Below are 24,326 nucleotides of genomic sequence, written 5' to 3' on the forward strand. Positions count from 1 at the left end.
AGAACCGAAAAGAAAGGTTTTTATGCTGAAAAAAGTAAAGTTCCAATCGAAAATGATTTTTTTTCACATAGTAATTGTTCTCTTTGTATCGGCCGCCCTCATGGGAATCTTTTACCGGTATGTGGTGGATGCCATAACGGAACGGACAAATGATGATTTTGAGGTGATCGCCACCAGCGTTGCCGACAGACTGGATAACCACCTTTATAATATGGATAAAACGGCGCTTCAGATAGCCGCAAATCCCAATATCGTGAGTGTATTCCAGAAGGTGGACCAGGAGCCGGACAGCAATTTTTTTATCCGGGAGCCTCTCATTGCTTCGGAGGTTATCAAGCTGCTGAACTCTTATAATTTTAAGAAGGACGGGTATGCCAGAATCTGTCTCTATAATGATGATCAGGATTTTGTCTGTACGGCGACAACCGTTACGACAGCGACCGGAACAGAGGCTTACTTTTCGGGAGTGGAGTATGCAAAGATACGCGATTTCTTCAGGCAGGAGGACAGCTTCGTATGCTTCGTTCCGCCGCAAAACGATGTGCTGAACGATACCGGGTTATCTGAAAAAATGTATTTCTCCGTTGTCAGACAGATTAAGGATTACTCTTCCAACAGCTTAAAGTGTGGATATGTGGAAGTGCAGGAATTTGCAGAACGGCTGGATGAAATGTTTTATGGGATAGGGAAAGATATTAATTCCGTAATCCTAACGGACGAGGGGGAGGCTGTTTACCGGAGCTTCGGCTCCGAAAGCGGCAGGGCCGAGAGCAGACTGGAAGCAATGATACAGATGGCGTCAGAGGGACGGCTCACCGACGGGGATAAAAGTGTACCAGGCCGGTATGTGTGCAGCAGAAAACTGCGGAACGCGCCGTTTACCATTCTCTTCGAAAAACCGGAGAATGTGCTGATGGAGCCGCTGGCTCAGTTTAACCGACTGATGATTCTGGGAATGCTGCTGATTCTTATTACTGCAATTGTAACGGAAATTCTGATCGTGAGGAAGCTGTCAAAGCCGTTGACGGAGTTGAACCGTTCGATCAAAACGATCTCACTGGAACATTTCCGGATGGACATTGCAGGTTATGAAAGCAGCGATGAACTGGTACAGATCAAGAATGCTTTTAACGCGGTATTGAGCCGGATGAAGGAGTCTGTGGAACAGCAGTACGCCGCGGAGACGAATGAACTGAAATCCCATTTATTTGCATTGCAGTCTCAGATGAATCCCCATTTTCTCTATAATATATTGGCGATTATCTCCATGGAATCACAGGCAGACGGCAATAGGAAGGTGGAAAATATCTGTTCACGGCTCTGCAAAATGCTGCGTTTTACCTCATCAATGGAAGATGGCTTCTGTACGATGGAACGGGAAGTTGAAAATGCGGTCAATTATATGGAACTGATGAAGGAACGGTACGAAGACCTTTTCGAATATGAGGTTCATATGGACCAGGCGCTGTCCGCTGTCCGGATACCAAAGCTTATGATCCAGCCTGTCTGTGAAAACTGTTTTAAGCATTCCTTTAAAAACACGGAACCGGTATGGAAAATCAGGCTTCTGGTTTATGCAGAGGATGGGAAATGGTTTATAAAAGTTCATGACAACGGAACGGGATTTGCGGAAGAGTACTTAGAAGAATTTGGAAGGATGAAAGAGAATTTAACCTTCAAAAATGTGAGGGAGAGCCTGGAACAGATATCGATCGGCGGGCTTTGCATCCCCAATATCTATATGAGGCTGATGATATGCTATGACAGGAATTTCGAATGCCGGTTATATAACGATGAGGAGGGGGCAGTTGTGCTGCTTGGAGGTGAATTGGAATGATTAGTGTCCTGATTGCGGAAGATGAATTACCTCTTCTTCGCGGCATAAAAAAGATGATCGAAGGACTTGATCCTGAATTTTCGGTAGTGAAATGCGCGAAAAACGGCAGAGAGGCCATGGAATATCTGGAAGAGCAGCAGGTGGAGGTGGTTTTTACCGATATTAATATGCCAATGGCGGATGGGACAGAGATTTTAAAATACATATATGAAACGTGCCCCTCTACGCTGGCGGTAGTGATTAGCGGTTACCGCGATTTTTCCTATGCACGGAAGGCCCTCTTATACAATGCGAAAAATTATCTGCTGAAGCCCGTGGACAGAGAAGAACTGGCTTCGCTGCTGGCTCAGATGAAGGAAGAACTGAGGCAGAGGGCGGGGGCGGAAAAAAGCAGGATTCTGACAGGGATACTGTATGAAGGGACCCCCTGTGAGGCGGGGAACGCGTTATTTGAGACGGTATATCCCGTCTATCTGATGGCCGGCGCGTTTAATTCCAACAGTCTGGAGGAGATGACTCCGGGGAATGTCTACTGGAAGAATCATGACTTAAAACAGATCGTTTCCCTTGTGACCAGACAGGAGCAAGGGATATTCTGTTTTTTCGGAAAGGCGATGAATGAACAGATTCTTCTTCTGGAGGGGTTAAACGAGCCTGATATGGCCGGAATCGCGGAATCAATTTTATCGCTGCTTCCTCCCCGTATTTCGATAACCATCTGCTATGGAAATGCCATTACAGATATCAGTCAGGTGCAGGAGAGGCTTGGCGCACTCCGGGCGGAGATAAGGGAAAAATGCATGTTTGGCGTATCGTCTGTGACCAACGCCCTGCCGGAACGAAGACCTTTCACACTTGCTGCGTCAACGGAATCCGCCATCTCCTTTGCCGTAAAGAAAGACGATTTTGCCGAACTGAAGGGGATTCTGATGAATGTCAGAGACCAGATGAAACTGTTCAGAGTCACGCAGACAGAGTTGGAACGGATTTTGCAGAAGCTGTTTCTGATGGCGGCAGTCCATTCCGTAGAGCGAAATGAGCCGGAGGAAAATAATACATTTCCGGATATTGGGGAACTTCTTTCCTCTGCTGCGGATATGGACCAGGTGTTTGATGAATTTCTTTTATATGTGAAAGACATGAGCATGGGAAAATCGGCGGAGGAAGGAAAGAATCTGATGCGGGAGGTAGATGAATACATTCTGGCCCATTTGGATGCACAGATTACGACGAAGATGCTGGCTGCCAGATTCGGTCTGGTTTCACCGTATCTCAGCAGACTTTTTAAAGCGTATAAGGGCCTGACTCCGTCGCAGTACATCCAGAATATTCGTCTGAACAATGCAAAGGAGCTGCTGACTGCATATCCGAATATTACTTCAAAGGATATTGCGGGGATGGTAGGATATCAGGACCCCCTGTATTTTTCCAAAATATTTAAGAAAAATACGGGAATCTACCCGTCGGAATACCGGGCGGTATATCAGGAAGAAAAAGAGAAAGGGAAGGACTAAAAAATGAAATTTCGATTGGATCAAAGTGCGGCAAATGTAAGGGAAGGGCTGGAGCTGCTGCTTGAGGAGCGGGGCCATGAGCTCGGGACAGATGGGGAGAGCACCGCTGTAAGGGAACAGCCGGTCATCTGCTGGGAACAGGAAGGAGAACATGAGATTTCAGTCTCTTTGAAACATGGCGTCTTAACAATCAGATGCAGGGAAAAGGTCCATTTTTTCAGAGGTTTTATGAAGGCGCTGGAATATCTGGAGACGCATGGGGCAGATTCGGAATTTGAGCTGCGGGAAAGTGCCTGCTTCCAGTCGTCGGGGGCAATGCTTGACTGTTCCAGAAACGGCGTATTAAAGGTCGGGAAAATAAAAGAGTACATCAGACGCATGGCCTCCCTGGGCATGAATCTTATGATGCTGTATACGGAAGAGACGTATGAGGTCCCGGAGTATCCGTATTTTGGCGCTTTCCGCGGACGTTACACGAGAGAGGAACTGAAGTCCTGTGATGACTATGCGGAACTGTTTGGAATCGAGATTGTACCGTGCATTCAGACGCTGGCGCATCTGCATACGGCGCTCCGATGGAAGACCATGCAGGGGCTGACCGATACGCCGGACATTCTACTTGCCGGCGACGATGAGGTTTACAGGCTGATCGATGCCATGATAAGCAGTGTGTCCTCCGCTTTCCGCAGCAGGCGTGTCCACCTCGGTATGGATGAGGCGCATGAACTGGGCCTCGGGAATTATTTAAATAAAAATGGCTATCAGAACCGTTTCGAGATCATGAACAGCCACTTACAGCGGGTGCTGTCCATCTGCCGGAAATACGGGATGGAGCCGATGATCTGGAGCGATATGTATTTTCGGTTGAAGTCCCCCAGCGGCGATTACTACGATCTGCTGCCGGAGACCGATTTTTCCGATCTGCCGGAAATTCCGGAAGGCGTAGCGATGGTCTACTGGGATTACTATCACGATGAGAAAAAACACTATGAGAATTATATCAAGCTTCATAAAAAATTGTCAGACCAGACGCTGTTTGCAGGCGGTGCGTGGATATGGAACGGTGTTGCACCGAATTATTCCTGGATGGCGGCGACGCTTATGCCCGCGCTGGAAGCATGCCGGGAGAACGGTGTATCAGAGGTGATCTGTACATTCTGGCAGGACAATGGGGCGGAGACGCCGATGACGGCCGGAAATCTTTCTCTCACAACCTTTGCAGAAGCCTGTTTTTCCGGAGAAAGTGGTTTGCAGGGCGAAGAACAAAGGACGGACGGCGATTACATGGAATTTCTCTGGGGCGACGGCAGGGAGGCATGGTGGCTTCTGGATCGGTTCGACAATGTTCCCGGTGCCGGTAAGAATAACCGTTACGCGGACAATCCATCCAAGTTCCTGCTCTACCAGGACGTTATGCTGGGCCTGTTCGATGAACAGATTCGTGATCTGGGACTGACGGAACATTATCAGAAGCTGGCGGAGGAACTGGCTGAGTACAGGAGCCGCCATTCGGGCGCCAATGTGCTGTTTGAGTACTACGAGGTTTTAGCACGGCTTCTGGAACAGAAAGCAGAACTGGGGATCCGGATCCATGACAGTTACCACAGCGGAGACAGGGATTATCTGGCGGAAGCGGAACAGAACGGCATTCCGGCCTGTATCAGGCTGACGGAGAGACTTGCAGACTTAAGACAGGGAATCTGGATGGAGGAGTGTAAGGTGTTCGGATACGAGGTGCTGGATATCAGACTGGCTGGAGTGAGGGCGCGCCTGGAATACGCCGGAAAAAGGCTGGCCCGGTATCTTTCCGGTGAGACCGACTGCCTGCCGGAGCTGGATGAGAAGAGACTTGTCTATGCGCCGGATCAGAGCGACGGCAGCCATGCGCTGTGCAGCTGTAATTTCTGGCAGAATATTGTCAGCGCGGGGAATATTGCAGGGATATAATGGAAGATGCAGAAGAAACACGGGTTAAAGAAATGAGTACGAATGATTCGTGAGTAAAAAAATGGTTGAGCCTATGCGCTCAACCATTTTTTTTACTCCATCTGTCATTCCCATTTGAAAAATCGAATAGAAATTCCGCCGCAGACGACCGTGATCACCGCCATGACGGCAAGGGAAGCCATCACATTTTCCGCCGGCAGGCCCAGGGATGCAGCCTTCAGCAGCTTAATTCCCTGAGTCAGCGGCAGCAGGTCCGCGAGTTTTTGCAGCATGGCGGGCATCACCTCATACGGAAGTGTGGCGCCGGAAAAGATCAGCATTGGGAAATAGAGTAAGCTTGCAAGAACGCTTGCGATTTTTGTATTAGGAGATACGCCGCCTACCAGCATTCCAATACTGAACATGGATATCATGACAAGGAAAAAGGCGCCCATAAACGGTAGGAAGGCTCCCTGCAGCTTCATGCCGAATAACAGCACAGACACCAGATAGATCAGCACCAGTGCGATCAGGGAATAGATCATGTAAATGGCCACCTGAACCGACAGTAAAAGTACGGGGCTGGACGGTGTGATTTTAAAGCGTTTGAGGATTTTCTTCTGCCGGTAGTCGGAGATTACCAGAGGCAGCCCCATGACGCCGCCCGCGCAGACTGCGATTGTGGAGACTGCGCCGAAGGATTGTTCCAGAAAAGTATAGTCCGCGCCGTCAAAAGCCGGTTTTCCGCCGTAAATAATCCCGAGCAGTATAACCACGACCACGGGCATGCAGACGGCGAATATGATCATGTCCATTCCACGGAAGGAGAGTTTTAACTCGGTTTTCAGCATTGTAAGAAATTTATTCATCTCCGTCAGCCTCCTCTCCCGTAAACCACAGATACGCCTCTTCCAGCGTATTGCCCGGGCTTAACGCAACCGCTTCTGCTGTTGTTCCGCAGAATGCGAATGCTCCGTCTTTTAAGATACCGATTCTGTCGCAGAGCTCTTCCACCTCATCCATGAAGTGCGAGGTTAAGAAGATTGTGAGCCCTCTGTCTTTCAGCTCCTGAAGGCTCTTCCACACACTCCTTCTTGCCTTGGTGTCAAGGCCGGTGGTCAGTTCATCTAAGAATACCACCTGGGGATCGGGGATTAATGCCAGAACGATAAACAGCCTCTGTTTCTGGCCGCCGGACAGCTCGCTGACGAAATTCTTTTCTTTTTCCTGGAGTCCGAACTGCTTTAACAGTTTTGTGTAGTCGGCCGGACAGTTGTAGAGGCAGGCTGTTTCCTCGCACAGCTCGCTCACCCTGATCTTGTCAGGATAATTGGCCTCCTGAAACTGCACGCCAACCTGCTGAAATAAGTTCCTGCGGTCCTTTTGCGGACTCATTCCCAGAATGGAAATACTGCCGGCATCGGCTTTTTTTGTGCCCAGCATGCACTCGATCGCCGTGCTTTTTCCCGCGCCGTTAGTGCCGAGAAGGCCGTAAACTTCACCTTTGGATACCGTTAAATCAAGATTCTTGATAACATGCAGCGCACCGTATGACTTTGAAAGACCGGATACCTGAATTGTTGTTTTCATACCATTTTCTCCTCTCGTTGTTGTGAGAAGAGAATAGCACACAGATACAGGTTGGTGGGTAAATGGAGGGTTTCTTTTTACTTCATTTTTTTGATTTTATGAAATATCATCTTTATTCCAGCTAAGTTATTCCATCTAAGACAACTCCGCTTCGAGGAAGCAGCACAGCATAAGGAAGTTGACAGGCAGGCGGCCGGTCAGGCCGATACCGTTGTGGTTTCTGACCTTTACAGAGGAAATATCTTTACAAAGAGTATTATCCTCTTTACGGATATGCCATTCTGCGGTACACTTTTAGAGATGTCAGTAATCAAAACTTAGGAGAGCGAATCAATATGGTAAGAACCGTTGTGAGAGATGTTTTTTTTCTGATACAGAAATCGGAGCCGGCGACAAAGGATGACTTGGGGACAGTACAGGATTTACTGGACACACTGCAGGCGAATACCGACCACTGCGTGGGCATGGCGGCCAACATGATCGGTGTCAGAAAGAATGTGATTGCCGTTCAGATGGGAATGGTGAACGCAGCCATGCTTAACCCGGTGATTGTCAAAAAGACAGGTCCCTATGAGACGGAAGAGGGCTGTCTGTCGCTGGAGGGAGTCCGCAGGACTATCCGGTACCAGGAGATCGAAGTGGAGTATCAGGACATTCATTTTTGTAAGCACCGCCAGAAATATTCCGGATGGATCGCGCAGATCATTCAGCATGAGTGCGACCATTTAAATGGAATAATCATCTAGCATTACAGTGCATCCGGTCAACCATGTTTTAGGAAACAGTCAGCGAGATAAAAGAATGAAAATATTAGTAGATGCGGACGCATGTCCGGTAGTGAGAATTGTGGAACAGACGGCGGAGCGCTATGAGATTCCGGTGGTGCTCTTATGCGATACCAACCATGTGCTTCAGTCTTCCTACAGCGAGATAAAGGTCATCGGAGCGGGTGCGGATGCCGTGGATTTCGCGCTGGTGAATCAGTGTGGCAAAGGGGATATCGTGGTAACTCAGGACTATGGAGTGGCGGCCATGATTCTGGGGAAGGGAGCACATGGAATCCATCAAAGCGGAAAGTGGTATACCAACGAAAACATCGACCAGATGCTGATGGAACGCCATCTGGCCAAGAAGGCCCGTATGGGAAAGGGGAAGCACCATCTGAAGGGTCCGGCAAAGAGGACGGTAGAAGACGACGAGCGGTTTCAGGAGTCGCTCTGCAAGTTGATTGAAGTGGTGCTGCACAACTGTTGAGACTGGATTGAAAGGCCAAAACGCAGCCGGAATTGAAAAGACACCGCGCAGCAGCCGGATATTAGCTGCTGTACGGTGTCTTTTTAGAAGCCGCAAAAACCCGCTCCAGGATCATATTGACTGCGATTCCGGCCGCGATGATCATGCCGCCCCAGAGCGTGGCGCCGGTCTGATAGCTGCCGGCCACGGTATCCAACAGGATTCCGGTGAAGACCTGGCCGACGAAGACGAGAAGCGTCAGCTGAAATCCCGGTATCTTCGGAACCGTGATATTTAAGAGCATTACCACCACGACGCCGAGAGCACCGCCGAAGTAAATCCAGGGGCGGAAGCTGCCTCCCGCGGAAGCGGCTGCGGAGGTTCCGCTTGCTGCGGCCACGGAAAAGGCGAGAATTACCGTAATCGGAAGTCCCACCAGATGATTCACCAGCGATCCCTGCAGCGCCCCGGTTTTCTCGGCCAGCCGCGCGTTAGCGGTCCGGGACAGCACCATGGAAATACCGGATGCGAAGGAGATGGCAGCCCCCAGCGCCGCCGTCGTGACAGAGGTATCCAGCATCACAATGATACCGAACACCGATAACCCCAGGCCGATAAACGCATACCGGGGAAGCGGCCTTTTTTCCATACCGAACAATCCGGAACTGTCGATCACCAGGGACGTAACTGTCTGTCCCAGAAGTCCCAGGGCGATCACGCTCGTGATGCTGATATAGGTGAAGGCCAGATTTTGAAATACCGTTGTAAAAACACCGATTGCACCGCCGAGATAAATCCATTTGGGCCTGTGAGTCCAGACCGGCTTTCTGTTTTTCTGTGAAGCGCAGAGCAGCAGCGCAAACAAAGAACCGACCGCATGGATAATCGCGGCAGCCGTGAACGCACTGTACTGAACGGACAGATTTCCATTTACGGAAATCATCACGGACAGAATAATACCATTGATAAGGGCTAAAAGCTGATACATGACAGTTCACCTCCTGATATGAGGATAACAGAATATCCGTCGTACCATGTAGGACATTTGTCATGGTATTTTTTCCGGTTTCTGTTATAATAAATAATAAGACCATAGCTAGTACAGCGTTGCATAAGTTCCGGTGAATTATGCAATGCTGTACTAGGTTAAGCGAGGTAATCGATTTGAAAAGGCTTCCATTGAGAAAAGAACATGCTGCCTGTCTGGCAGAATACGGCCTGCAGAATATTCCGTTGAACGCTTGCTGCTGTCTGCGGTTTTCGGCAGGAGAAGAGGTGCTGCATGAGGGGCAGCCTATCAGCTGGCTGTCGATTGTCGTCGACGGAAATGCGAAGGTCTGCCGCACAGCACCGAACGGCAAGAGCCTGATCCTGTGCTACAACATTTCCCGTGGTTTGATCGGCGAGGTCGAACTGATGACAAGACAGCTAAGTGCCACCTGTTCCGTGAAGGCGGTCACGGATTTTGAGTGCATTGCGGTCTCCTATCAGAACTGCCTGGCAGAACTGAAAACGAATCTTGTGCTCTTGAATAAACTGGGAACGGAGCTGGCAGAAAAGCTGACTACCAGTTCGGACAATTTCACATCGACCGCGTTATGCACCGGCGAGCAGCGGCTTTGCGCCTACATTCTTCAGAATTCGCACAGGGGCCTCTTCCGCGATACGCTGATGGATGTCTCCTGCTCCATAGGAATGAGCTATCGTCATATGTTCCGGCTGCTGGGGCAGCTCTGCGATGAGGGGATACTGGAAAAGAGGGAGAGCGGATATTACATTATGAATCAAGAGGAGCTGGCACGGCGTTCCCATACGGCTGCTGAGCTTTATCAGAGAGTATAAGAAAAACGGGACCTGTTTTGATGGATGCAAAGCGGGCCTCGTCTTTTTGTGTAAAGAATAGCTGTATATTTGTAATGTTATGATGTCTCCAGATTGGTCAACAGCAGCCGTATCGGAGGTGAAATCCGAAGCTCTTCCATTCAATGCCAGCGTATTCTCATATGTCCGTTGAGTTTTTATATATTTTATGTTAAGATGAAAGAAGCTATTATGGACAAGGATGCCGGCCTGCGAATTGCCGGGAATGCATCCAGGCGGCAAAAATCAGGATTATTCCGCATACTGACTGAGGAGCAATCATGAGGAGAATTAGGGAGGAATCTGGTGATGACAGAACAGGAAAGAGTGAGTGCTGCTGAGAGCGGAAGTCAGGAGACTATGACTGCCGATTATGAGTATAACACACTGATGCGTCTGCTGAAGGTCAGTGTGAGCAAACATCTGCTGGATGAAAGTTTTACGCTGGTCTGGGCCAACGAGTTTTATTACGATCTGATTGGCTGGCCCAAAGAGGAATATGAAGCAGTCTTTCATAACCGCCCCGACCTGTATTATAAGAATGACCAGATGCTGTGGGCGGAGCTCGCGGATACCGTTATGGCGGCGCTGAACGCACACGAAAGCGGGTATCAGCTGGTTACGCGGATGCGAAAGAAAAACGGCGATTATGTCTGGGTGCATTTGACCACCCAGTTTGCCGATGAATACATAAACGGATATCAGGTGGCATATTCAGTCATGACCAATATTGATAATGTAGTAAAGATGCAGAAGGAGCAGTCCGTGACGTACGAGAGTCTGCCCGGTTTTGTTGCAAAATACCGCATCGACGCGGAGATGAACCTGACGCTCCTTTTTGCCAATTCCCGCTTTGTCGAGTATTTTGGCGAAGGAGGCGAGGATAATCCACTGTATCAGCGCAACATAGAGAATAACATGGGTATTATCTCCGGAAAACGGGAAGAGATTCTGAAAGGAGCGCCTGTCTACTTTGTGTTATCCGCAGAATCCCGGAATGGCCAGAATATGCGGCTTCAGGTGAATGCCACCTGTATAGAATGGCAGGACGGCTGCCCGGTTTATCTCGCTATCTTTATTGATATCACCGATGTGACGGAACTGCGGGAAATGCAGATGAAGCTGACTGAACAGACGGAAGCATTAAAGGATGCGCTGGCAGTTGCGGAACATGCGAATCAGGCAAAGACGGATTTTCTGTCCCGTATGAGTCATGAGATCCGCACCCCCATGAATGCGATACTGGGGATGACAACCATCGCGGCGGCCTACATTGACGATCAGAGACGGGTAGAGGACTGCCTGGAAAAGATTGGCTATTCCTCCAAGCATTTGATGGCCCTGATCAACGATGTGCTGGATATGTCGAAAATCTCCGAGGGCAAGATCAGGATTGCCCATGAGAATTTTGATCTTGAACAGGTGGTGGAGTCAATCTCTTCCATCATTTATCCCCAGGCGGCTGCAAAGGGACTGATATTTAATGTACCACTGATTGACTTATCGACTACGGTTATGACTGGAGATTCTTTAAGGCTGAACCAGATCCTTTTGAATCTTTTATCCAATGCGCTTAAATTTACACCTGCCGGCGGTACGGTAAGGCTTGAAATCCGCCAGCTACTGAGAACGGAAGACAAAACGCGTCTTCGTTTTACTGTCAGCGATACCGGCATTGGTATGAGCGATCCATTTATGGAACGCCTGTTTGAGCCTTTTGAGCAGGAGGATAACCGCGCAGTGCAGACTTTCGGGGGGACCGGACTGGGGATGCCGATTACCAAAAATCTGGTTACGCTGATGGGCGGCACCATTACAGTGAAAAGTGAAGTGGGGAAGGGAACCGTGTTTACCGTAGAACTGGATTTTGACATACCACGGGATAAAAGCAGGATGTTACCGCAGAAACAGCATGAGCTGGAGTCGCTTAAGGTACTGATTACGGACGACGACCGGGACAGCTGTATCCATGCATCACTTCTGCTGAAGAAAATGGGAATTCTATCAGACTGGGTGCTGACCGGCCAGGAGTGTATAGACCGGATCCGTCAATCACATAAGAACGGTACGGACTATGATGTATGTCTCGTGGATTTAAACATGCCGGATATGGATGGAGTGGAGGTGGTCCGCAGAGTGAGGGAAGAGGTGGGCCAGGATACGACCATTATTATTATTACTGCTTATGACTGGACGAATATAGAAACGAATGCGAGGAAAGCAGGAGTGGATATGTTCCTGACTAAGCCGGTTTTTGCCTCCACACTTTACAACGCCCTCCTCTCCGTAACCGGAATTGACAGAGTGGTGCGTGCGCCGGCAGAGAAGAACCATCGGCCGGAGCTGGCAGGCCATCATGTGCTGCTGGCGGAGGATAATGAGTTAAACCGCGAGATCGCGGTGGAACTGCTGCAGATGATGGGGGTTACGGTTGACTGGGCGGCAAACGGCAGGATCGCTGTAGACAAATTCCTGGCTGAAGGGGACTCCTATGATCTGATCCTGATGGATGTTCAGATGCCGGTAATGGATGGATACCAGGCAACGGCAGCCATCCGCAAATCCACGCATAAAAAAGCCAAAACAATACCGATAATTGCCATGACGGCGGATGCGTTTCACGAAGATATCGTAAAGGCAGAGGCTGCGGGGATGAACGGCCATCTGTCAAAGCCGATTGATCCGGAGCTGCTTTATGAGAAGGCAGCAGAATATATAAGGGCTGATCACACATAAGAAATGCCGGTTGACCGGATGGTGCAGAGGCTGAACTGTAACTGAACGGTTACAAAAGTTTTGTATGTTGGAGAAGATTACTTGTACTGGGGAAGCTCTTTTGATATAATAAAATGAATTGCCTATAGCCGCCAGGAAGAAAAGAGGAAATAATATATGCCCGCAAAACGAACAATTCTGATTGTGGAAGATAATGAAATCAATCGTATGATGCTGAGCGAACTGCTTTCGTCAGAATACAGAGTTCTGGAAGCAGAAAACGGACAGCAGGCTCTCGATGTTCTGGATAAAGAAAAGGATGAGATTTCCGTGATACTGCTGGATATTACCATGCCTGTCATGGACGGATATACGTTCCTTTCTATTGCCAAGGAGGATCCCTCACTGGCGTCCATTCCCGTGATTGTCACGACACAGAGTGACAGCGAAGCGGATGAGGTGGCGGCCTTATCTCATGGAGCCACGGATTACGTAGCGAAACCATATAAGCCTCAGATTATACTTCACAGGGTGGCAAGTATCATCCATTTACGGGAAACAGCCGCCATGATTAACCAGTTTCAGTATGACCGGCTGACCGGCTTATACAGCAAGGAATTCTTTTATCAGCGCGCGAGGGAGGCTCTGCGTCAGAATCCCGGACAGCGCTATTCGATCATCTGTTCGGATATCGAGAATTTCAAGCTGATTAACGACGTATTCGGTGTGGCAGCCGGAGACCGGCTTCTATGCGGAATCGCAGACATGTACCGGAAAAAGGCTGGGGAACGGGGGATCTGCGGTCACCTGGCTGCCGATCATTTTGCATGCCTGCTGGAATTTGACAGCGAGTTTACGGAGCAGATGTTTATCCAGGCCAATGAGGAGATTAACCAGCTGCAGAATGCAAAAAACGTCGCGGTGAAATGGGGCATTTATTCCGTCGGGAACCAGAACGTGACAGTGGAGCAGATGTGTGACCGTGCTCTTTTAGCTGCGCGCAGCATTAAGGGGCAGTATGGCGTCTATTTTGCTGCCTATGATGATAAACTCCGTGATGAGCTGCTGCGGCAGCAGGCTATTATAGACAGTATGGAAACGGCTCTGGAGGAAGGTCAGTTCTTAGTATGGCTCCAGCCGAAATACAGGATATGTGATGAAACCATGGCGGGAGCCGAGGCTTTGGTACGCTGGAATCATCCGGAATGGGGCTTCCAGTCGCCTGCGGAATTTATTCCGTTGTTTGAAAAAAATGGATTTATCACAAAATTAGATCAGTTTGTCTGGGATAAGACCTGTTTTTATCTGCGCAAGTGGGACGAGGAAGGTTATCCTCCCATTCCGGTCTCTGTCAATGTATCCCGTGCGGATATCTATCATGCGGATATTGCGGATATTATGATGCGCACAGTCAGCAAATACGGCCTGACGCCTTCCAGACTCCATCTGGAGATCACGGAAAGCGCCTACACGGAAGATCCGGGTCAGATCATTGAGACAGTAGGGCATCTGCGTGAACTGGGCTTCATCATCGAAATGGATGATTTCGGAAGCGGATATTCCTCCCTGAACATGCTGAATCAGATGCCGATCGATATCCTGAAGCTGGATATGAAGTTTGTCCAGAGCGAGACTGCGAAACCTACGGATCAGGGCGTGCTGCAGTTTATTATGGAACTTGCCCGCCGCATGCATCTGCGTGTGGTGGCAGAGGGCGTGGAGACAAAGAAACAGCTGGACCGGCTGAGCGAAACCGGATGCGATTATGTGCAGGGGTACTATTTTGCAAAGCCGATGCCTGTGGGAGATTTTGAAAGGCTGATGAGGGGGCAGGGGACGGTATAGACAACGGTTTAAAAGGAAGAAAAATACAGAGGAAAGACCCGCAGGAGCATATGCTTTTGCGGGCCTTTTTAAGGTTTAGAGGCTGAACGGTTACTGACGCCCTGCTAAAGCAAAGATCTGCTTTTGACAGACGCTTTATATTCAGTCGGAGACATCGTTGTGGCTTTTCTAAATGCTTTTGAAAAGGAATGAATGGAATCATAACCCAGGAGATCGGAAATTTGTGTAAAGGTATACTGGTCTTCGCTGATCAACTGCCTTGCTTTATCAATTTTCAGTTTAAAATAAAACTGCATAATGGTATAGCCGGTCTCTTTTTTAAAGATATTTTTGATATAGGACTGAGAAAAATTTAATTCTCCGGCAATGTCTTCTAACGATAACCTCCGATATAAGTTGTCTTCCAGAATCCCAATGATCGACTGAATTAACTCCTGGTGAGGGGAGATGATGACGGGGGCAGGGGAGTCCTTAAAAAGTCCGGTAGGCGCAGATAACAGGAAGACAGGAGAACAATTCCGTTTGTTCTTTCCGCGTATGATATCAATTAGAAGCTGCTCTAATAAATTTTTGATCATTTGTTCAGAACCAAAGGAAATTTCGGGGGAATGAATCAGTTTTTCCATCTCCATGACATCGAGCGGACCCATGTAGGTTTCTTTCCCGATTTGAAGTATTTCGTGAATGAGATAACGCTGCTTGGCGGTTACTGTATGAGTGAGCGAGTGGAAGAACTCCATGCACGGAGAGGAAGAAGAAAAACTGATTATAATGGAACTGGCAAATTTATCTTCTGTCCAAATATTATGAAACTCATTTGGTTTGTGGAAAAAACATTCCCCTTGTTTTAAGTAAAGTTTATTATCTTCTGCGGTGATTCCGAGTGTACCGCTGTCTATGTAGACCAATTCCCAGAAATCATGTGTCTCACCATCAAAAAAGAAATATTTATTATATTCAAAATAGTGTAAGGTAAATATTTTATCTACTTGAAAAACCATCGGCAGTGTTGTGCCGGAATATATATTATTCATAAGCAGAAACACCTCTTTCTTAAATTCGAATCTAGTACAGCGTTGTTAGACGTAGGGTCCACTACGCTGTCGCTTCGCGGACGCGCCCCTGACGCAAATATCAAGCATATAATTCATCGAAACTTACACAATGCTGTACTAGCCAGGTAACATGACATTAAATAAATGCCGATTATGATGTTAGTTTACCACATTTTTGACGAAATTACAATTAATAAATGTTAATTATAAAATGTGAATGGGTATTTCAAGAAGACAGGCGGAAGTAGCTTTTTTGACAAATAGTGAAACTGAATACACAAATACTTATAAAGTCAACTGGATGTATAATATGTGTACAATAATAAAGGAAATATCACTGAAATAATGGTAATAATGATGAGAAAACGGGCCTGGTAATCATCATGAACAAATAATAACAACTAAAAGTAAGCGACGCAAGGAAGCTTTATTATGAAGGAGGACACAACTTATGATTTACAGTATGGAAAACGATTTTTTAAAAGTGGAAGTAAATGACGAAGGCGCCCAGTTATGGAACATTTATGATAAGAAAGACGGCAATGCGCCGAGACTGTGGCAGGGAGAAAAAGTTTGGAATGAGAGGTCTCCGCTGTTATTTCCATACATCGGTTGTTTGAAAGATGGGAAATTCATAGAGGAAGGGATCACATATGAGGGAGCGCCTCATGGGTTTGCAAAAACAGTCGTGCATCAGTTAAAAGAACAGAGTGAAGATCATCTGGTATTCGTGATCCATTCAGACGAGAGTACGATAAAGCAGTATCCATGGCCTTTTGAAATGGAAACAGAATACCGGATTCAGGATAACAGATTAACCTGGACCGCGCGTATTACCAACACCGGGGAAAGAGAAATGCCGTTCAGTATCGGTATCCACACCGGCTATATGTGCCCGTTTGACACGAAGTATGCCGCCTCCGATTACGTGCTGCGGTTTGAGAAAAAGGAAAATGCAGTCCATTTACGCCACAATGAAAATGGTAATCTCACTGGGGAAGAAATTCCGTTCCTGAACGGGGAAGATGTATTGACGCTGGATCATGAGCAGTTTCCGAACAGTTTCATGCTTGGAAATGTCGTTTCCGATTATATTCAGATTGAAGAACTGCCTACAGGCCATTACAGCAGGGTTTATCTAAAGGGAGCCCCGGTAGCTGCATTCTGGGCACAGCCTGGTAATGCGGATTACGTCTGTATACAGCCATGGTACGGCGCCCCTGATTCCGCGGATTCCGATTATTCCCTGTGGAGCAAGCGCGCAGTACAGAAGGCAGAACCGGGCGAGACAAAAGAGTACAGCCAGACCATTGAAATCGGAACTTTGTAAAGAAAGGAACGCCATATGATTACCAATATACCTGCGAAAATGTATGATGATCCGTCAGTTGAAACCAGCAGACGGGCGGCAGAATACAGGGGACAGTGGCTCTACTTTATTCTTAAGGCTATGAAAGATCATGGTTTTGATTATGAGACAGTGGGGAGAAAAGCAGTCTTTGCATTGGGACGCTCGAATAAAGCTGGTTTTCCGGACAATAACAATGTTAAGGATTTTGCAGGCGCACTTTTAGCGCCGGGAAGCGCTGAACCAATGCAGATTGAGCCGGTCTCCATAGACGAGGAGAAAGCAGTCGTATCCTTCGGTTACTGTCCTATGTGTAGTATTTGGCAAAAACTAACCGACGATCAGGATTTGATTGCCAATTTATGCGATATTGCCATGGAGGTAGACCGTGGTCTCCTGTCCACATATGAACATATGGAGCTTGTACTGGATGGCGGACGCATAAGTGCGGGCCATGATCACTGCGACTTCTGCGTAAAAAAGTGCTGATGGGGAGGCAATGGTATGAAAAGATATTGTATAGATGAAGAACAGGCAGAGCAAATGAAGAACGGCTTTCAGGATGTTGGAAAGTGGGTGTTTTATCTTCTGAAAGCAGCCCGCACGGCCAACATACCCTGGAGCGTACTGCGGGAGGGAATTACCAAAACAGGCGCTTATGATGCTTACGCACTGTATCCGCGTACCAATGATTTAAAGGAATTGGCAGCGGCGGTCAGTGAGTCGGATATGGTGAAAGCATACGATGGGAGAATCCTGTCTGTGGACGACCATTCCATGAAACTGGAGCTGTGCAGCAATCCAATGATGCAGATGGCGCAGAGCTGTACAGACGATGACTTATTTTTACGGGAATTAGCGGATGCTTATCTCTGTGTCTTTCGCGGAATTTTTGAGACATACGGACTGCGCTGTGAGACTTTAGAGACTTCGGATTCCGGGTACGGCTGCGCCGTGCTGACTGTCAGCAGAGGATAGAATGCAGCTGGGGAGAATGACATGGATAAAAAAATTAGTATTGCAATCATAGGGCTGGGGGCCCGCGGGCGGCACTATGCCCGCTGCTGTAAGGAATTCAGTGCAGAGATAGAGATTGTTGCCGCGGCAGATCCGATACCGGAACGGGTGGAGCAGATGCGAGCAGAATTCAATCTGCCGGCAGAACGCTGCTTTGCATCCGGGGAGGCGCTTCTAAAAGAAGAGCGTCTTGCCGATGCCGTGTTTATCTGCACACAGGACAGAGAACATTTTGAACCGGCCATGAAGGCTATGAAAAAAGGGTACCACATCCTTCTGGAAAAACCGGTTTCCCCATTCCCCGATGAATGGAGAGCGCTTCTTGCGGCAGCAGAAGAACATAAAACAAAGGTTCTGGTCTGTCACGTACTCCGTTATACGCCTTTTTATCAGGAGATTAAAAAAGCGGTCGATACCGGAATCATCGGTGAGATCGTGTCCATACAGGCTATGGAATCGGTACTCTGGTGGCATCAGGCACACAGCTTTGTCCGGGGAAACTGGAGAAATTCCAATGAAACCAGTCCGATGATTCTTCAAAAATGCTGTCATGATATTGATATTTTGCTGTGGCTCATGGGTAAAAAATGCAGCCGCGTCACTTCTATGGGTAATTTATTCTGGTTTAAATCAGAGAATGCACCGGAAGGCGCCGGAGAACGCTGTACCAGCTGTAATGCAGGGGAAGACTGCCCTTACAATGCAGAGAAAATTTATCTGGAAAATGATAAAACCGGAATATTAAACGGCAATAACCAGTGGCCGTGCGACGTACTGGTACCGGAGCCAACTCCGGAATCGATCAGAGAAGCAATCAGCAGCGGACCGTATGGCAGGTGTGTCTATCACTGCGGCAACAATGTGGTGGACCATCAGGTGGTAACCATGGAAATGGAAGACGGCGCGGTTGTAGACTTAAATATGTGTGCGTTTACAACGGGATCCCGTACGGTTGATATTATGGGAACAAAGGGAGAAATCAAAGGCATCTTTTCCGATGAGGCATTTGAAATCATACCGTTTGGGAAGAGTCCAATGGTCTGCAGCACAAAACAGCAGCCGGGCGGTATAAAAATAGAATATGATCCGTACGGCCATGGCGGCGGGGATAAATATCTGATCCGTGATTTGATCGATTTGCTAAAAGGAAATTCGGTGCAGGGGAAAACCCTGACTACGCTGGAAAAGTCTCTGGAAAGCCATTTCGTCGCACTGGCAGCGGAAGAATCCAGGGTAAATGGAGGAACGGTTGTTGAGCTCGATAAGTTTGTAAATGGGGGGGGCTGAATGAATAGAAAAATAAAGGCCGCCATCTATGGTGCAGGCGCGCGAGGCAGTCATTATGCGCGCTGCTGTCAGGAATTTTCGGATGAAATTGAAGTCGTTGCCATTGCGGATATAATAGCAGAACGTGTCACGGAGCTTGCAGAAGAACTTCATATTCCAAAGAAACAGTGCTTCTCATCCGGTGAGGAGATGCTGAAAAAAGAACGCCTGGCTGATGTGATGTTTATCTGTACCCAGGACAGAGACCATTTTAAACCGGCAGTAGAGGCCATGAAAAAGGGGTATCATCTGCTCCTCGAGAAACCGGTCTCCCCATTTGCAAAAGAGTATGGAGATTTATTGAGAATATCGCGGGAGACGAATCGTCAGGTAATCGTGTGCCACGTACTTCGCTATACTCCGTTCTACCAGAAAATAAAAGAGATAATTGAATCCGGGACGATTGGTGACGTAGTGTCCATACAGGCCATGGAATCAGTCCTCTGGTGGCATCAGGCACACAGCTATGTCCGCGGAAACTGGAGAAGCTCCGAAGAGACCAGTCCTATGATTCTTGCAAAATGCTGTCATGACCTGGATCTGCTTCTGTGGCTGAGCGGAAAACGCTGTAAACAGGTCTCTTCCTTTGGGTCCCTGAAAGTCTTTAAAAGTGAAAATGCACCAGAGGGCTCTGCCGAATACTGCGTAAACTGCAGCGTGAGAGAAGGCTGTCCGTACGATGCGGAGAAGATATATCTTTACAACGAGCGCACCGGAGTAGCCAGGGGAAACAATCAGTGGCCATGTGATGTATTGACACTGGAACCGACGGTGGAAACGGTGCGCAGGGCAATTGAAAAAGGGCCTTATGGACGCTGTGTCTACCACTGTGACAACAATGTGGTGGATCACCAGGTAGTCATTATGGAGATGGAAGATTCCTCCACAGCAGATCTTACCATGTGCGGATTTACGGCAGGGTCCCGCAGCATTGATGTCATGGGAACCCTGGGGGAAATAAAAGGAAATTTAGATGAGAATTACATTAAAGTGCTTCCCTTTGGCGAAAAACCCATAAAGTATCATGCCGAAGATCTGCTGGATGGAATTTCAATGGAATATGATCCATATGGCCATGGCGGAGGGGACAAACGCCTGATCCGTGATCTTATTAATCTCATAAAGGAAAACGGAGAGACAAGCTCATCCCTGACTACCCTGGAACGTTCTCTGGAGAGCCATTACGCGGCACTCGCGGCGGAAGAATCGCGTGTCTTAAGCGGCAGACCAGTGGAACTGGAAAAATATATGTCCAGGTTTCACTCTCTGTGACATCATAGCTTTCGAAACTGTAAACACAGATAAAGTATAGGAGGAGAAAAGATATTGAAAAGAAAAGTTAGTTGTATGTTGTCTGCTGCAATGCTGGTCATGGCGCTGAACGGCTGCGGTGCTCAGAAACAGGAAACTTCTGAAGCTGTAACCGTAACGGCGGCGGATAGAGAGGCAGAAAAAAGCACCGGGACAGAGGCGGCAGGTACCACGGATTCCGGAGAAAAAGTAAAACTGCGTTTTCTGAATATATCACCATCGGACACGCGTGATAATTATTTCAAAGAGATATTTGCGACTTTTGAAAAAGAGACAGGGATTGAGGTGGAGTATGAAAGCACGCCTCTTGAGACTGCCGCTAATAAGATAACCGTTATGGGTGGGTCCAATACCCTGCCGGATATTATTACGATGCCTGACAACTGGATACCGGATTATCGTTCCGCCGGCTGGATCATTCCTGTTACGGATTTTATTGAGCCGGATAAGGAGCTTTACACCGATGTAGTGAACAAAATAATCTGGGGAAACCAACAGAAGCTGTATGGTGATGTATATACAATACCGGACGGATTGATGGTAAAAGGCATTTACGTCCGCAAGGACTGGTGTGACGAGGCGGGGATCACGCTGGATTATGACTGGACCTATGATGATTACTTTGAAGTCAATAAGAAGCTGACGGATGCGTCAAAGAACCGTTATGGCCTTACATACCGCGGAGCGCGCGGGGCATTCGATGTAATTATGAGCTATCTGCATACCTATACGGGCGGTTATACTTATAACGGGGAAGGAAATTGCCTTCTGAATAAGGATGAGGCGGTTGACGCATTTATCAGGTTTACAGACATGTATAAAGACGGATATGCGCCGAAGGAATCCATTAACTGGGGATTTACGGAAATGGTAAACAGTTTTTGCGGAGATCTGACAGGGACCTTTAATAACGATCCGGAGGTAGTGGCTATTTGTCAGTCGAATATGAAGGAGGGAACCTGGGCGGTTATGCCGATGCCGCGCAGTAATAAGGACGGCAAAATTTATAATCAGGTTTCCTGCGGGTACAGCTATGCAATCACTTCCAGTTCCAAAACGCCGGATCAGGCGTATGAACTGATCCAGTTTATGAATCAGCCCGAGAATCATACGAATTACTGCAAAACAGCAGGACAGCTTCCAGTTATAAAGGCCTGCGAGTCCGATCCTTATTTTGGGGAAGACGGACCGTATGCCGCGTTTATTTATCAGCTTAACAGCCCAAATCTTGTGGTTCCGGCAACCTTCGGACCATTTGAAACAACGGATTTACAGCAGGGGCCCATGATAGAAGAGATTCAGAAATATTTGATGGGACAGCAGGATGCCCAGACTGCGCTGGATTCCTTCTGCAATGTGATGGAAGAGCGTATGAAAGCGTATTTAAAAGATAATCCCGGGTCAACCGTTGAAGAACCGCGAACGATGCAATAGAAGAAACGGACCGCCTGCGCAATGCGGACGGTCCGTTCATCGTGTAATGAGAGGAGCGATTGTTTATGTTCGTTGTACACGAAAAACCTGCTTTCAGAAAAAATAAAAGAAAGTGGGAACCGTATCTGTTTCTGGCTCCGGTCTGCATTCTGCTGTTACTGATGTTTGGCCTGCCGTTAATGAACAGTGTTATCATTTCTTTTCGGCAGTATAAGCTGACGAATCCCAATAATACAGGGTTTTGCGGATTGGATAACTATAAAAAAGTCTGGAATAAGGATTTACTGAAAATCACCATCAATACGCTGGAGTATGTCGTGCTGTCCGTAGCCGGACAATTTCTGCTGGGCCTGGTCCTGGCACTTGCTTTAAAAGATAATTTTCGTGGACGGGGAGTCTACCAGTCGATTGTGTTTCTGCCGTGGGCGTTTTCCGCTTTCGTTGTAGGTATTATATTCCGATGGTCTTTTAATGGAGAATACGGGGTGATCAATGATCTGCTGTATCATAAGCTGGGGATTATTTCTGAGAAAATTGCATGGCTGGGAACTCCGGGTATATCGCTTCTGGTCGTGATTATCGCCATGATATGGACGGGAATTCCGTTCTTTGCAATGATGATTCTCGCTGCTTTGCAGTCAATTCCCGGCGACGTGTATGAAGCTGCTTCCATGGATGGCTGCGGTGCTGTAAAGAAGTTCTTTTGTATTACCCTTCCTTATATCAAACCGACGGTTATTATGACGATTCTGCTCCGTTCGATCTGGATTTTAAATGCGTTCGATCTGATCGTTGTTATCACGGACGGAGGGCCGGGAGGCAGTTCTCAGACGATCCCGTCTTATATGTATAACCGCGCCTTCAGCACCTATGATCTCGGGATGGCTGCGGCGATTGGAAATATGCTGATGGTCGTAATGCTGGTATATGTGGCAATATTCTTAAAAACTACCAATTACAGCAAGGCAGGTGACATGTGATGAAAAATGGAAGGAACTGGAGAAAAATACAGAGAGTACTAAAACGCATCACCCGGGTCATGATATTAACATTTTTTCTGCTGTTGGTAATCCTGCCTGTGTACTGGATGGTGATTACTTCTGTGAAAGAGAACGCGGAAATCATCAATGCGCAGACGGTTACGTATGTGCCTCATTCGTTTACGCTGGATAATTACAGGAATTTATTTGTTCAGCTGAACTACGGTCAGTTTTTGAAGAACAGCCTGATACTTTCCGTATCAACGGGAGTGGTGGTAACGATTCTTTCCGTTTTAGGTGGCTATGGCTTTGCGCGGTATCAGTTTCAGGGGAAAGGCATGATTCTGGTGTTTTTCCTGGTAACGCAGATGATACCCGCAATACTTGTTATGATACCGCTTTATACGATATACTCCAAAATGAGGCTGGTGGATACCCGAGTAGGTCTTTTTATTTACTACATGATTGTGAATCTTCCGTTTTGCGTCATTACCATGCGCAGCTTTTTCGAGAGGATTCCGTATTCTCTGGAAGAGGCCGGGCGTGTGGACGGCTGCGGAAGATTGCAGGGACTTATCAGAATTGTGCTTCCGGTCATGTTTCCTGGAATCGTGGCGGTATTTGTATTTGCATTTATAGGCGCCTGGAATGAGCTGATTGCCAGCACCATCTTTACCAATACCAGTAATATGTGGACCATACCGGTAGGACTGAAATCTCTTATCGGCAAAAATGAGGTTCAATGGGGAGAATTGATGGCTGGAGGTGTTTTGGCGCTGATCCCGACTGGAATCATGTTTATTCTGGTACAAAGATTTGTGGTGGAAGGTCTCACCTCAGGAGCAGTCAAAGAATAGAAAGGCTCTGATAAAAACCTGTACAAAGGGGCAGAATAAGTATATAATGATAATGCTTATGACAAATGCTGGAGGAAATAATTATGACATTTACTTACCCTGCTGTTTTTACGCCCCATAAAGATGATAAAGGTTATCATGTGGAATTTCCGGATTTGCAGTGCTGCGAGGCAGATGGACCGGATCTGGAGGACGCGGTGGAACATGCGAGAGAAGCAGCATATAACTGGCTCTATCTGGAGGTGGAGGAGGGAACCTATGAGTTTCCCAACCAGACTCACCCGGAGGATATAAAGCTGGAGGAGGGCGCTCTCCTTAAATATATTATGGTCACCATAAGGCTTCTGCCTGATAACGATTAAAATGACACGGTCAGCCTGGAAGTATTCCAGGCCGCCTATAAAACAGATGGCAGCGGAACGTTCTACATAAAAACGTTCCGCTGCCATCTGTTTGTTTCACAGGATGTTCAAATTTA

21 protein-coding genes are annotated in these 24,326 nt (G+C 47.7%); 17 read left to right on the forward strand and 4 right to left on the reverse strand.

The features are described 5' to 3' along the window. Window positions 1-22 precede the first annotated feature (22 nt). The 3 genes from M1L66_RS12280 to M1L66_RS12290 are packed head-to-tail and all read left to right on the forward strand — an operon-like array spanning window position 23 to window position 5,298. Window positions 23-1,837: a sensor histidine kinase gene (locus M1L66_RS12280; protein ID WP_187020990.1), complete on the forward strand. Its 1,815-nt coding sequence runs from the start codon at window positions 23-25 to the stop codon at window positions 1,835-1,837. Further along, a complete protein-coding gene (locus M1L66_RS12285; RefSeq protein WP_434693239.1) occupies window positions 1,834-3,351 on the forward strand; it encodes a response regulator transcription factor in 1,518 nt (505 codons plus the stop codon). Before M1L66_RS12280 ends, M1L66_RS12285 begins: the two co-directional genes overlap by 4 nt. 3 nt (window positions 3,352-3,354) lie before the next feature. After that, on the forward strand, window positions 3,355-5,298 hold the full coding sequence (locus M1L66_RS12290; protein WP_434693241.1) for a beta-N-acetylhexosaminidase: 1,944 nt from the start codon (window positions 3,355-3,357) through the stop codon (window positions 5,296-5,298). 104 nt (window positions 5,299-5,402) lie between these two features. On the opposite strand, the gene M1L66_RS12295 is transcribed toward M1L66_RS12290, so the two are convergent. Both M1L66_RS12295 and M1L66_RS12300 read right to left on the reverse strand, forming a co-directional pair. Further along, on the reverse strand, window positions 5,403-6,146 hold the full coding sequence (locus M1L66_RS12295; protein ID WP_434693244.1) for an ABC transporter permease: 744 nt from the start codon (window positions 6,144-6,146) through the stop codon (window positions 5,403-5,405). Then, window positions 6,139-6,867: an ABC transporter ATP-binding protein gene (locus tag M1L66_RS12300; protein ID WP_434693246.1), complete on the reverse strand. Its 729-nt coding sequence runs from the start codon at window positions 6,865-6,867 to the stop codon at window positions 6,139-6,141. Before M1L66_RS12300 ends, M1L66_RS12295 begins: the two co-directional genes overlap by 8 nt. Before the next feature lie 335 nt (window positions 6,868-7,202). Here M1L66_RS12300 and M1L66_RS12305 point away from each other — a divergent pair, with 335 nt between their 5' ends. Together M1L66_RS12305 and M1L66_RS12310 are read left to right on the forward strand one after the other, a co-directional pair. After that, the gene (locus tag M1L66_RS12305; protein ID WP_434693248.1) at window positions 7,203-7,613 is read left to right on the forward strand and encodes a peptide deformylase; all 411 of its coding nucleotides are present in this window, start codon (window positions 7,203-7,205) and stop codon (window positions 7,611-7,613) included. A gap of 55 nt (window positions 7,614-7,668) precedes the next feature. Continuing rightward, a complete protein-coding gene (locus M1L66_RS12310) occupies window positions 7,669-8,121 on the forward strand; it encodes a YaiI/YqxD family protein (protein WP_187020980.1) in 453 nt (150 codons plus the stop codon). Window positions 8,122-8,182: 61 nt separating this feature from the next. On the opposite strand, the gene M1L66_RS12315 is transcribed toward M1L66_RS12310, so the two are convergent. Continuing rightward, complete coding sequence (locus M1L66_RS12315) at window positions 8,183-9,088, reverse strand: DMT family transporter (protein WP_434693251.1); 906 nt, start codon at window positions 9,086-9,088, stop codon at window positions 8,183-8,185. 191 nt (window positions 9,089-9,279) lie between these two features. Here M1L66_RS12315 and M1L66_RS12320 point away from each other — a divergent pair, with 191 nt between their 5' ends. The 3 genes from M1L66_RS12320 to M1L66_RS12330 all read left to right on the forward strand — a co-directional run bounded on the left by M1L66_RS12320 (window position 9,280) and on the right by M1L66_RS12330 (window position 14,520). Next, the gene (locus M1L66_RS12320) at window positions 9,280-9,942 is read left to right on the forward strand and encodes a cyclic nucleotide-binding domain-containing protein (protein ID WP_243270214.1); all 663 of its coding nucleotides are present in this window, start codon (window positions 9,280-9,282) and stop codon (window positions 9,940-9,942) included. Window positions 9,943-10,269: 327 nt separating this feature from the next. Further along, a complete protein-coding gene (locus M1L66_RS12325; RefSeq protein ID WP_434693254.1) occupies window positions 10,270-12,696 on the forward strand; it encodes a response regulator in 2,427 nt (808 codons plus the stop codon). Between the two features lie 156 nt (window positions 12,697-12,852). After that, on the forward strand, window positions 12,853-14,520 hold the full coding sequence (locus tag M1L66_RS12330; protein ID WP_434693256.1) for a two-component system response regulator: 1,668 nt from the start codon (window positions 12,853-12,855) through the stop codon (window positions 14,518-14,520). Window positions 14,521-14,624: 104 nt separating this feature from the next. Here M1L66_RS12330 and M1L66_RS12335 read toward each other — a convergent pair whose 3' ends face one another. After that, window positions 14,625-15,554, reverse strand: a complete 930-nt coding sequence (locus tag M1L66_RS12335) for an AraC family transcriptional regulator (protein WP_434693259.1) — start codon at window positions 15,552-15,554, stop codon at window positions 14,625-14,627. A 472-nt stretch (window positions 15,555-16,026) separates the two neighbouring features. On the opposite strand from M1L66_RS12335, the gene M1L66_RS12340 reads away from it, so the two are divergent. The 9 genes from M1L66_RS12340 to M1L66_RS12380 all read left to right on the forward strand — a co-directional run bounded on the left by M1L66_RS12340 (window position 16,027) and on the right by M1L66_RS12380 (window position 24,210). Further along, a complete protein-coding gene (locus M1L66_RS12340) occupies window positions 16,027-16,905 on the forward strand; it encodes a hypothetical protein (RefSeq protein ID WP_434693261.1) in 879 nt (292 codons plus the stop codon). 15 nt (window positions 16,906-16,920) lie between these two features. Then, window positions 16,921-17,412 (forward strand): L-2-amino-thiazoline-4-carboxylic acid hydrolase, encoded by a 492-nt coding sequence (locus M1L66_RS12345; RefSeq protein ID WP_434693264.1) that lies wholly within the window; start codon window positions 16,921-16,923, stop codon window positions 17,410-17,412. 15 nt (window positions 17,413-17,427) lie between these two features. Further along, window positions 17,428-17,901, forward strand: a complete 474-nt coding sequence (locus M1L66_RS12350) for a hypothetical protein (protein WP_434693266.1) — start codon at window positions 17,428-17,430, stop codon at window positions 17,899-17,901. A 21-nt stretch (window positions 17,902-17,922) separates the two neighbouring features. Next, entirely contained in the window at window positions 17,923-19,227 is a 1,305-nt protein-coding gene (locus tag M1L66_RS12355) for a Gfo/Idh/MocA family protein (protein WP_434693269.1), read from the forward strand. Further along, window positions 19,228-20,538, forward strand: coding sequence for a Gfo/Idh/MocA family protein (locus M1L66_RS12360; protein ID WP_434693271.1), 1,311 nt, complete (start codon window positions 19,228-19,230; stop codon window positions 20,536-20,538). A gap of 54 nt (window positions 20,539-20,592) precedes the next feature. After that, on the forward strand, window positions 20,593-22,011 hold the full coding sequence (locus M1L66_RS12365; protein ID WP_434693273.1) for an ABC transporter substrate-binding protein: 1,419 nt from the start codon (window positions 20,593-20,595) through the stop codon (window positions 22,009-22,011). Window positions 22,012-22,076: 65 nt separating this feature from the next. After that, on the forward strand, window positions 22,077-22,991 hold the full coding sequence (locus M1L66_RS12370; RefSeq protein WP_434693274.1) for a carbohydrate ABC transporter permease: 915 nt from the start codon (window positions 22,077-22,079) through the stop codon (window positions 22,989-22,991). Continuing rightward, window positions 22,991-23,848, forward strand: coding sequence for a carbohydrate ABC transporter permease (locus tag M1L66_RS12375; RefSeq protein WP_434693277.1), 858 nt, complete (start codon window positions 22,991-22,993; stop codon window positions 23,846-23,848). Before M1L66_RS12370 ends, M1L66_RS12375 begins: the two co-directional genes overlap by 1 nt. An 83-nt stretch (window positions 23,849-23,931) precedes the next feature. Then, complete coding sequence (locus M1L66_RS12380; RefSeq protein ID WP_187020972.1) at window positions 23,932-24,210, forward strand: type II toxin-antitoxin system HicB family antitoxin; 279 nt, start codon at window positions 23,932-23,934, stop codon at window positions 24,208-24,210. Window positions 24,211-24,326 lie beyond the last annotated feature (116 nt).

This window comes from Hungatella sp. SB206 (assembly GCF_051132295.1).
Lineage (GTDB): Bacteria > Bacillota > Clostridia > Lachnospirales > Lachnospiraceae > Hungatella > Hungatella effluvii.

Excerpts from the sequence above, each read along its gene's own strand:
- M1L66_RS12360 (WP_434693271.1), top strand. The coding sequence starts at position 19,228 with ATGAATAGAAAAATAAAGGCCGCCATCTATGGTGCAGGCGCGCGAGGC.
- M1L66_RS12345 (WP_434693264.1), top strand. The coding sequence starts at position 16,921 with ATGATTACCAATATACCTGCGAAAATGTATGATGATCCGTCAGTTGAA.
- M1L66_RS12285 (WP_434693239.1), top strand. The coding sequence starts at position 1,834 with ATGATTAGTGTCCTGATTGCGGAAGATGAATTACCTCTTCTTCGCGGC.
- M1L66_RS12295 (WP_434693244.1), bottom strand. The coding sequence starts at position 6,146 with ATGAATAAATTTCTTACAATGCTGAAAACCGAGTTAAAACTCTCCTTC.
- M1L66_RS12380 (WP_187020972.1), top strand. The coding sequence starts at position 23,932 with ATGACATTTACTTACCCTGCTGTTTTTACGCCCCATAAAGATGATAAA.
- M1L66_RS12350 (WP_434693266.1), top strand. The coding sequence starts at position 17,428 with ATGAAAAGATATTGTATAGATGAAGAACAGGCAGAGCAAATGAAGAAC.
- M1L66_RS12375 (WP_434693277.1), top strand. The coding sequence starts at position 22,991 with ATGAAAAATGGAAGGAACTGGAGAAAAATACAGAGAGTACTAAAACGC.
- M1L66_RS12315 (WP_434693251.1), bottom strand. The coding sequence starts at position 9,088 with ATGTATCAGCTTTTAGCCCTTATCAATGGTATTATTCTGTCCGTGATG.
- M1L66_RS12330 (WP_434693256.1), top strand. The coding sequence starts at position 12,853 with ATGCCCGCAAAACGAACAATTCTGATTGTGGAAGATAATGAAATCAAT.
- M1L66_RS12340 (WP_434693261.1), top strand. The coding sequence starts at position 16,027 with ATGATTTACAGTATGGAAAACGATTTTTTAAAAGTGGAAGTAAATGAC.
- M1L66_RS12290 (WP_434693241.1), top strand. The coding sequence starts at position 3,355 with ATGAAATTTCGATTGGATCAAAGTGCGGCAAATGTAAGGGAAGGGCTG.
- M1L66_RS12305 (WP_434693248.1), top strand. The coding sequence starts at position 7,203 with ATGGTAAGAACCGTTGTGAGAGATGTTTTTTTTCTGATACAGAAATCG.
- M1L66_RS12355 (WP_434693269.1), top strand. The coding sequence starts at position 17,923 with ATGGATAAAAAAATTAGTATTGCAATCATAGGGCTGGGGGCCCGCGGG.
- M1L66_RS12370 (WP_434693274.1), top strand. The coding sequence starts at position 22,077 with ATGTTCGTTGTACACGAAAAACCTGCTTTCAGAAAAAATAAAAGAAAG.
- M1L66_RS12280 (WP_187020990.1), top strand. The coding sequence starts at position 23 with ATGCTGAAAAAAGTAAAGTTCCAATCGAAAATGATTTTTTTTCACATA.
- M1L66_RS12310 (WP_187020980.1), top strand. The coding sequence starts at position 7,669 with ATGAAAATATTAGTAGATGCGGACGCATGTCCGGTAGTGAGAATTGTG.
- M1L66_RS12300 (WP_434693246.1), bottom strand. The coding sequence starts at position 6,867 with ATGAAAACAACAATTCAGGTATCCGGTCTTTCAAAGTCATACGGTGCG.
- M1L66_RS12325 (WP_434693254.1), top strand. The coding sequence starts at position 10,270 with ATGACAGAACAGGAAAGAGTGAGTGCTGCTGAGAGCGGAAGTCAGGAG.
- M1L66_RS12335 (WP_434693259.1), bottom strand. The coding sequence starts at position 15,554 with ATGAATAATATATATTCCGGCACAACACTGCCGATGGTTTTTCAAGTA.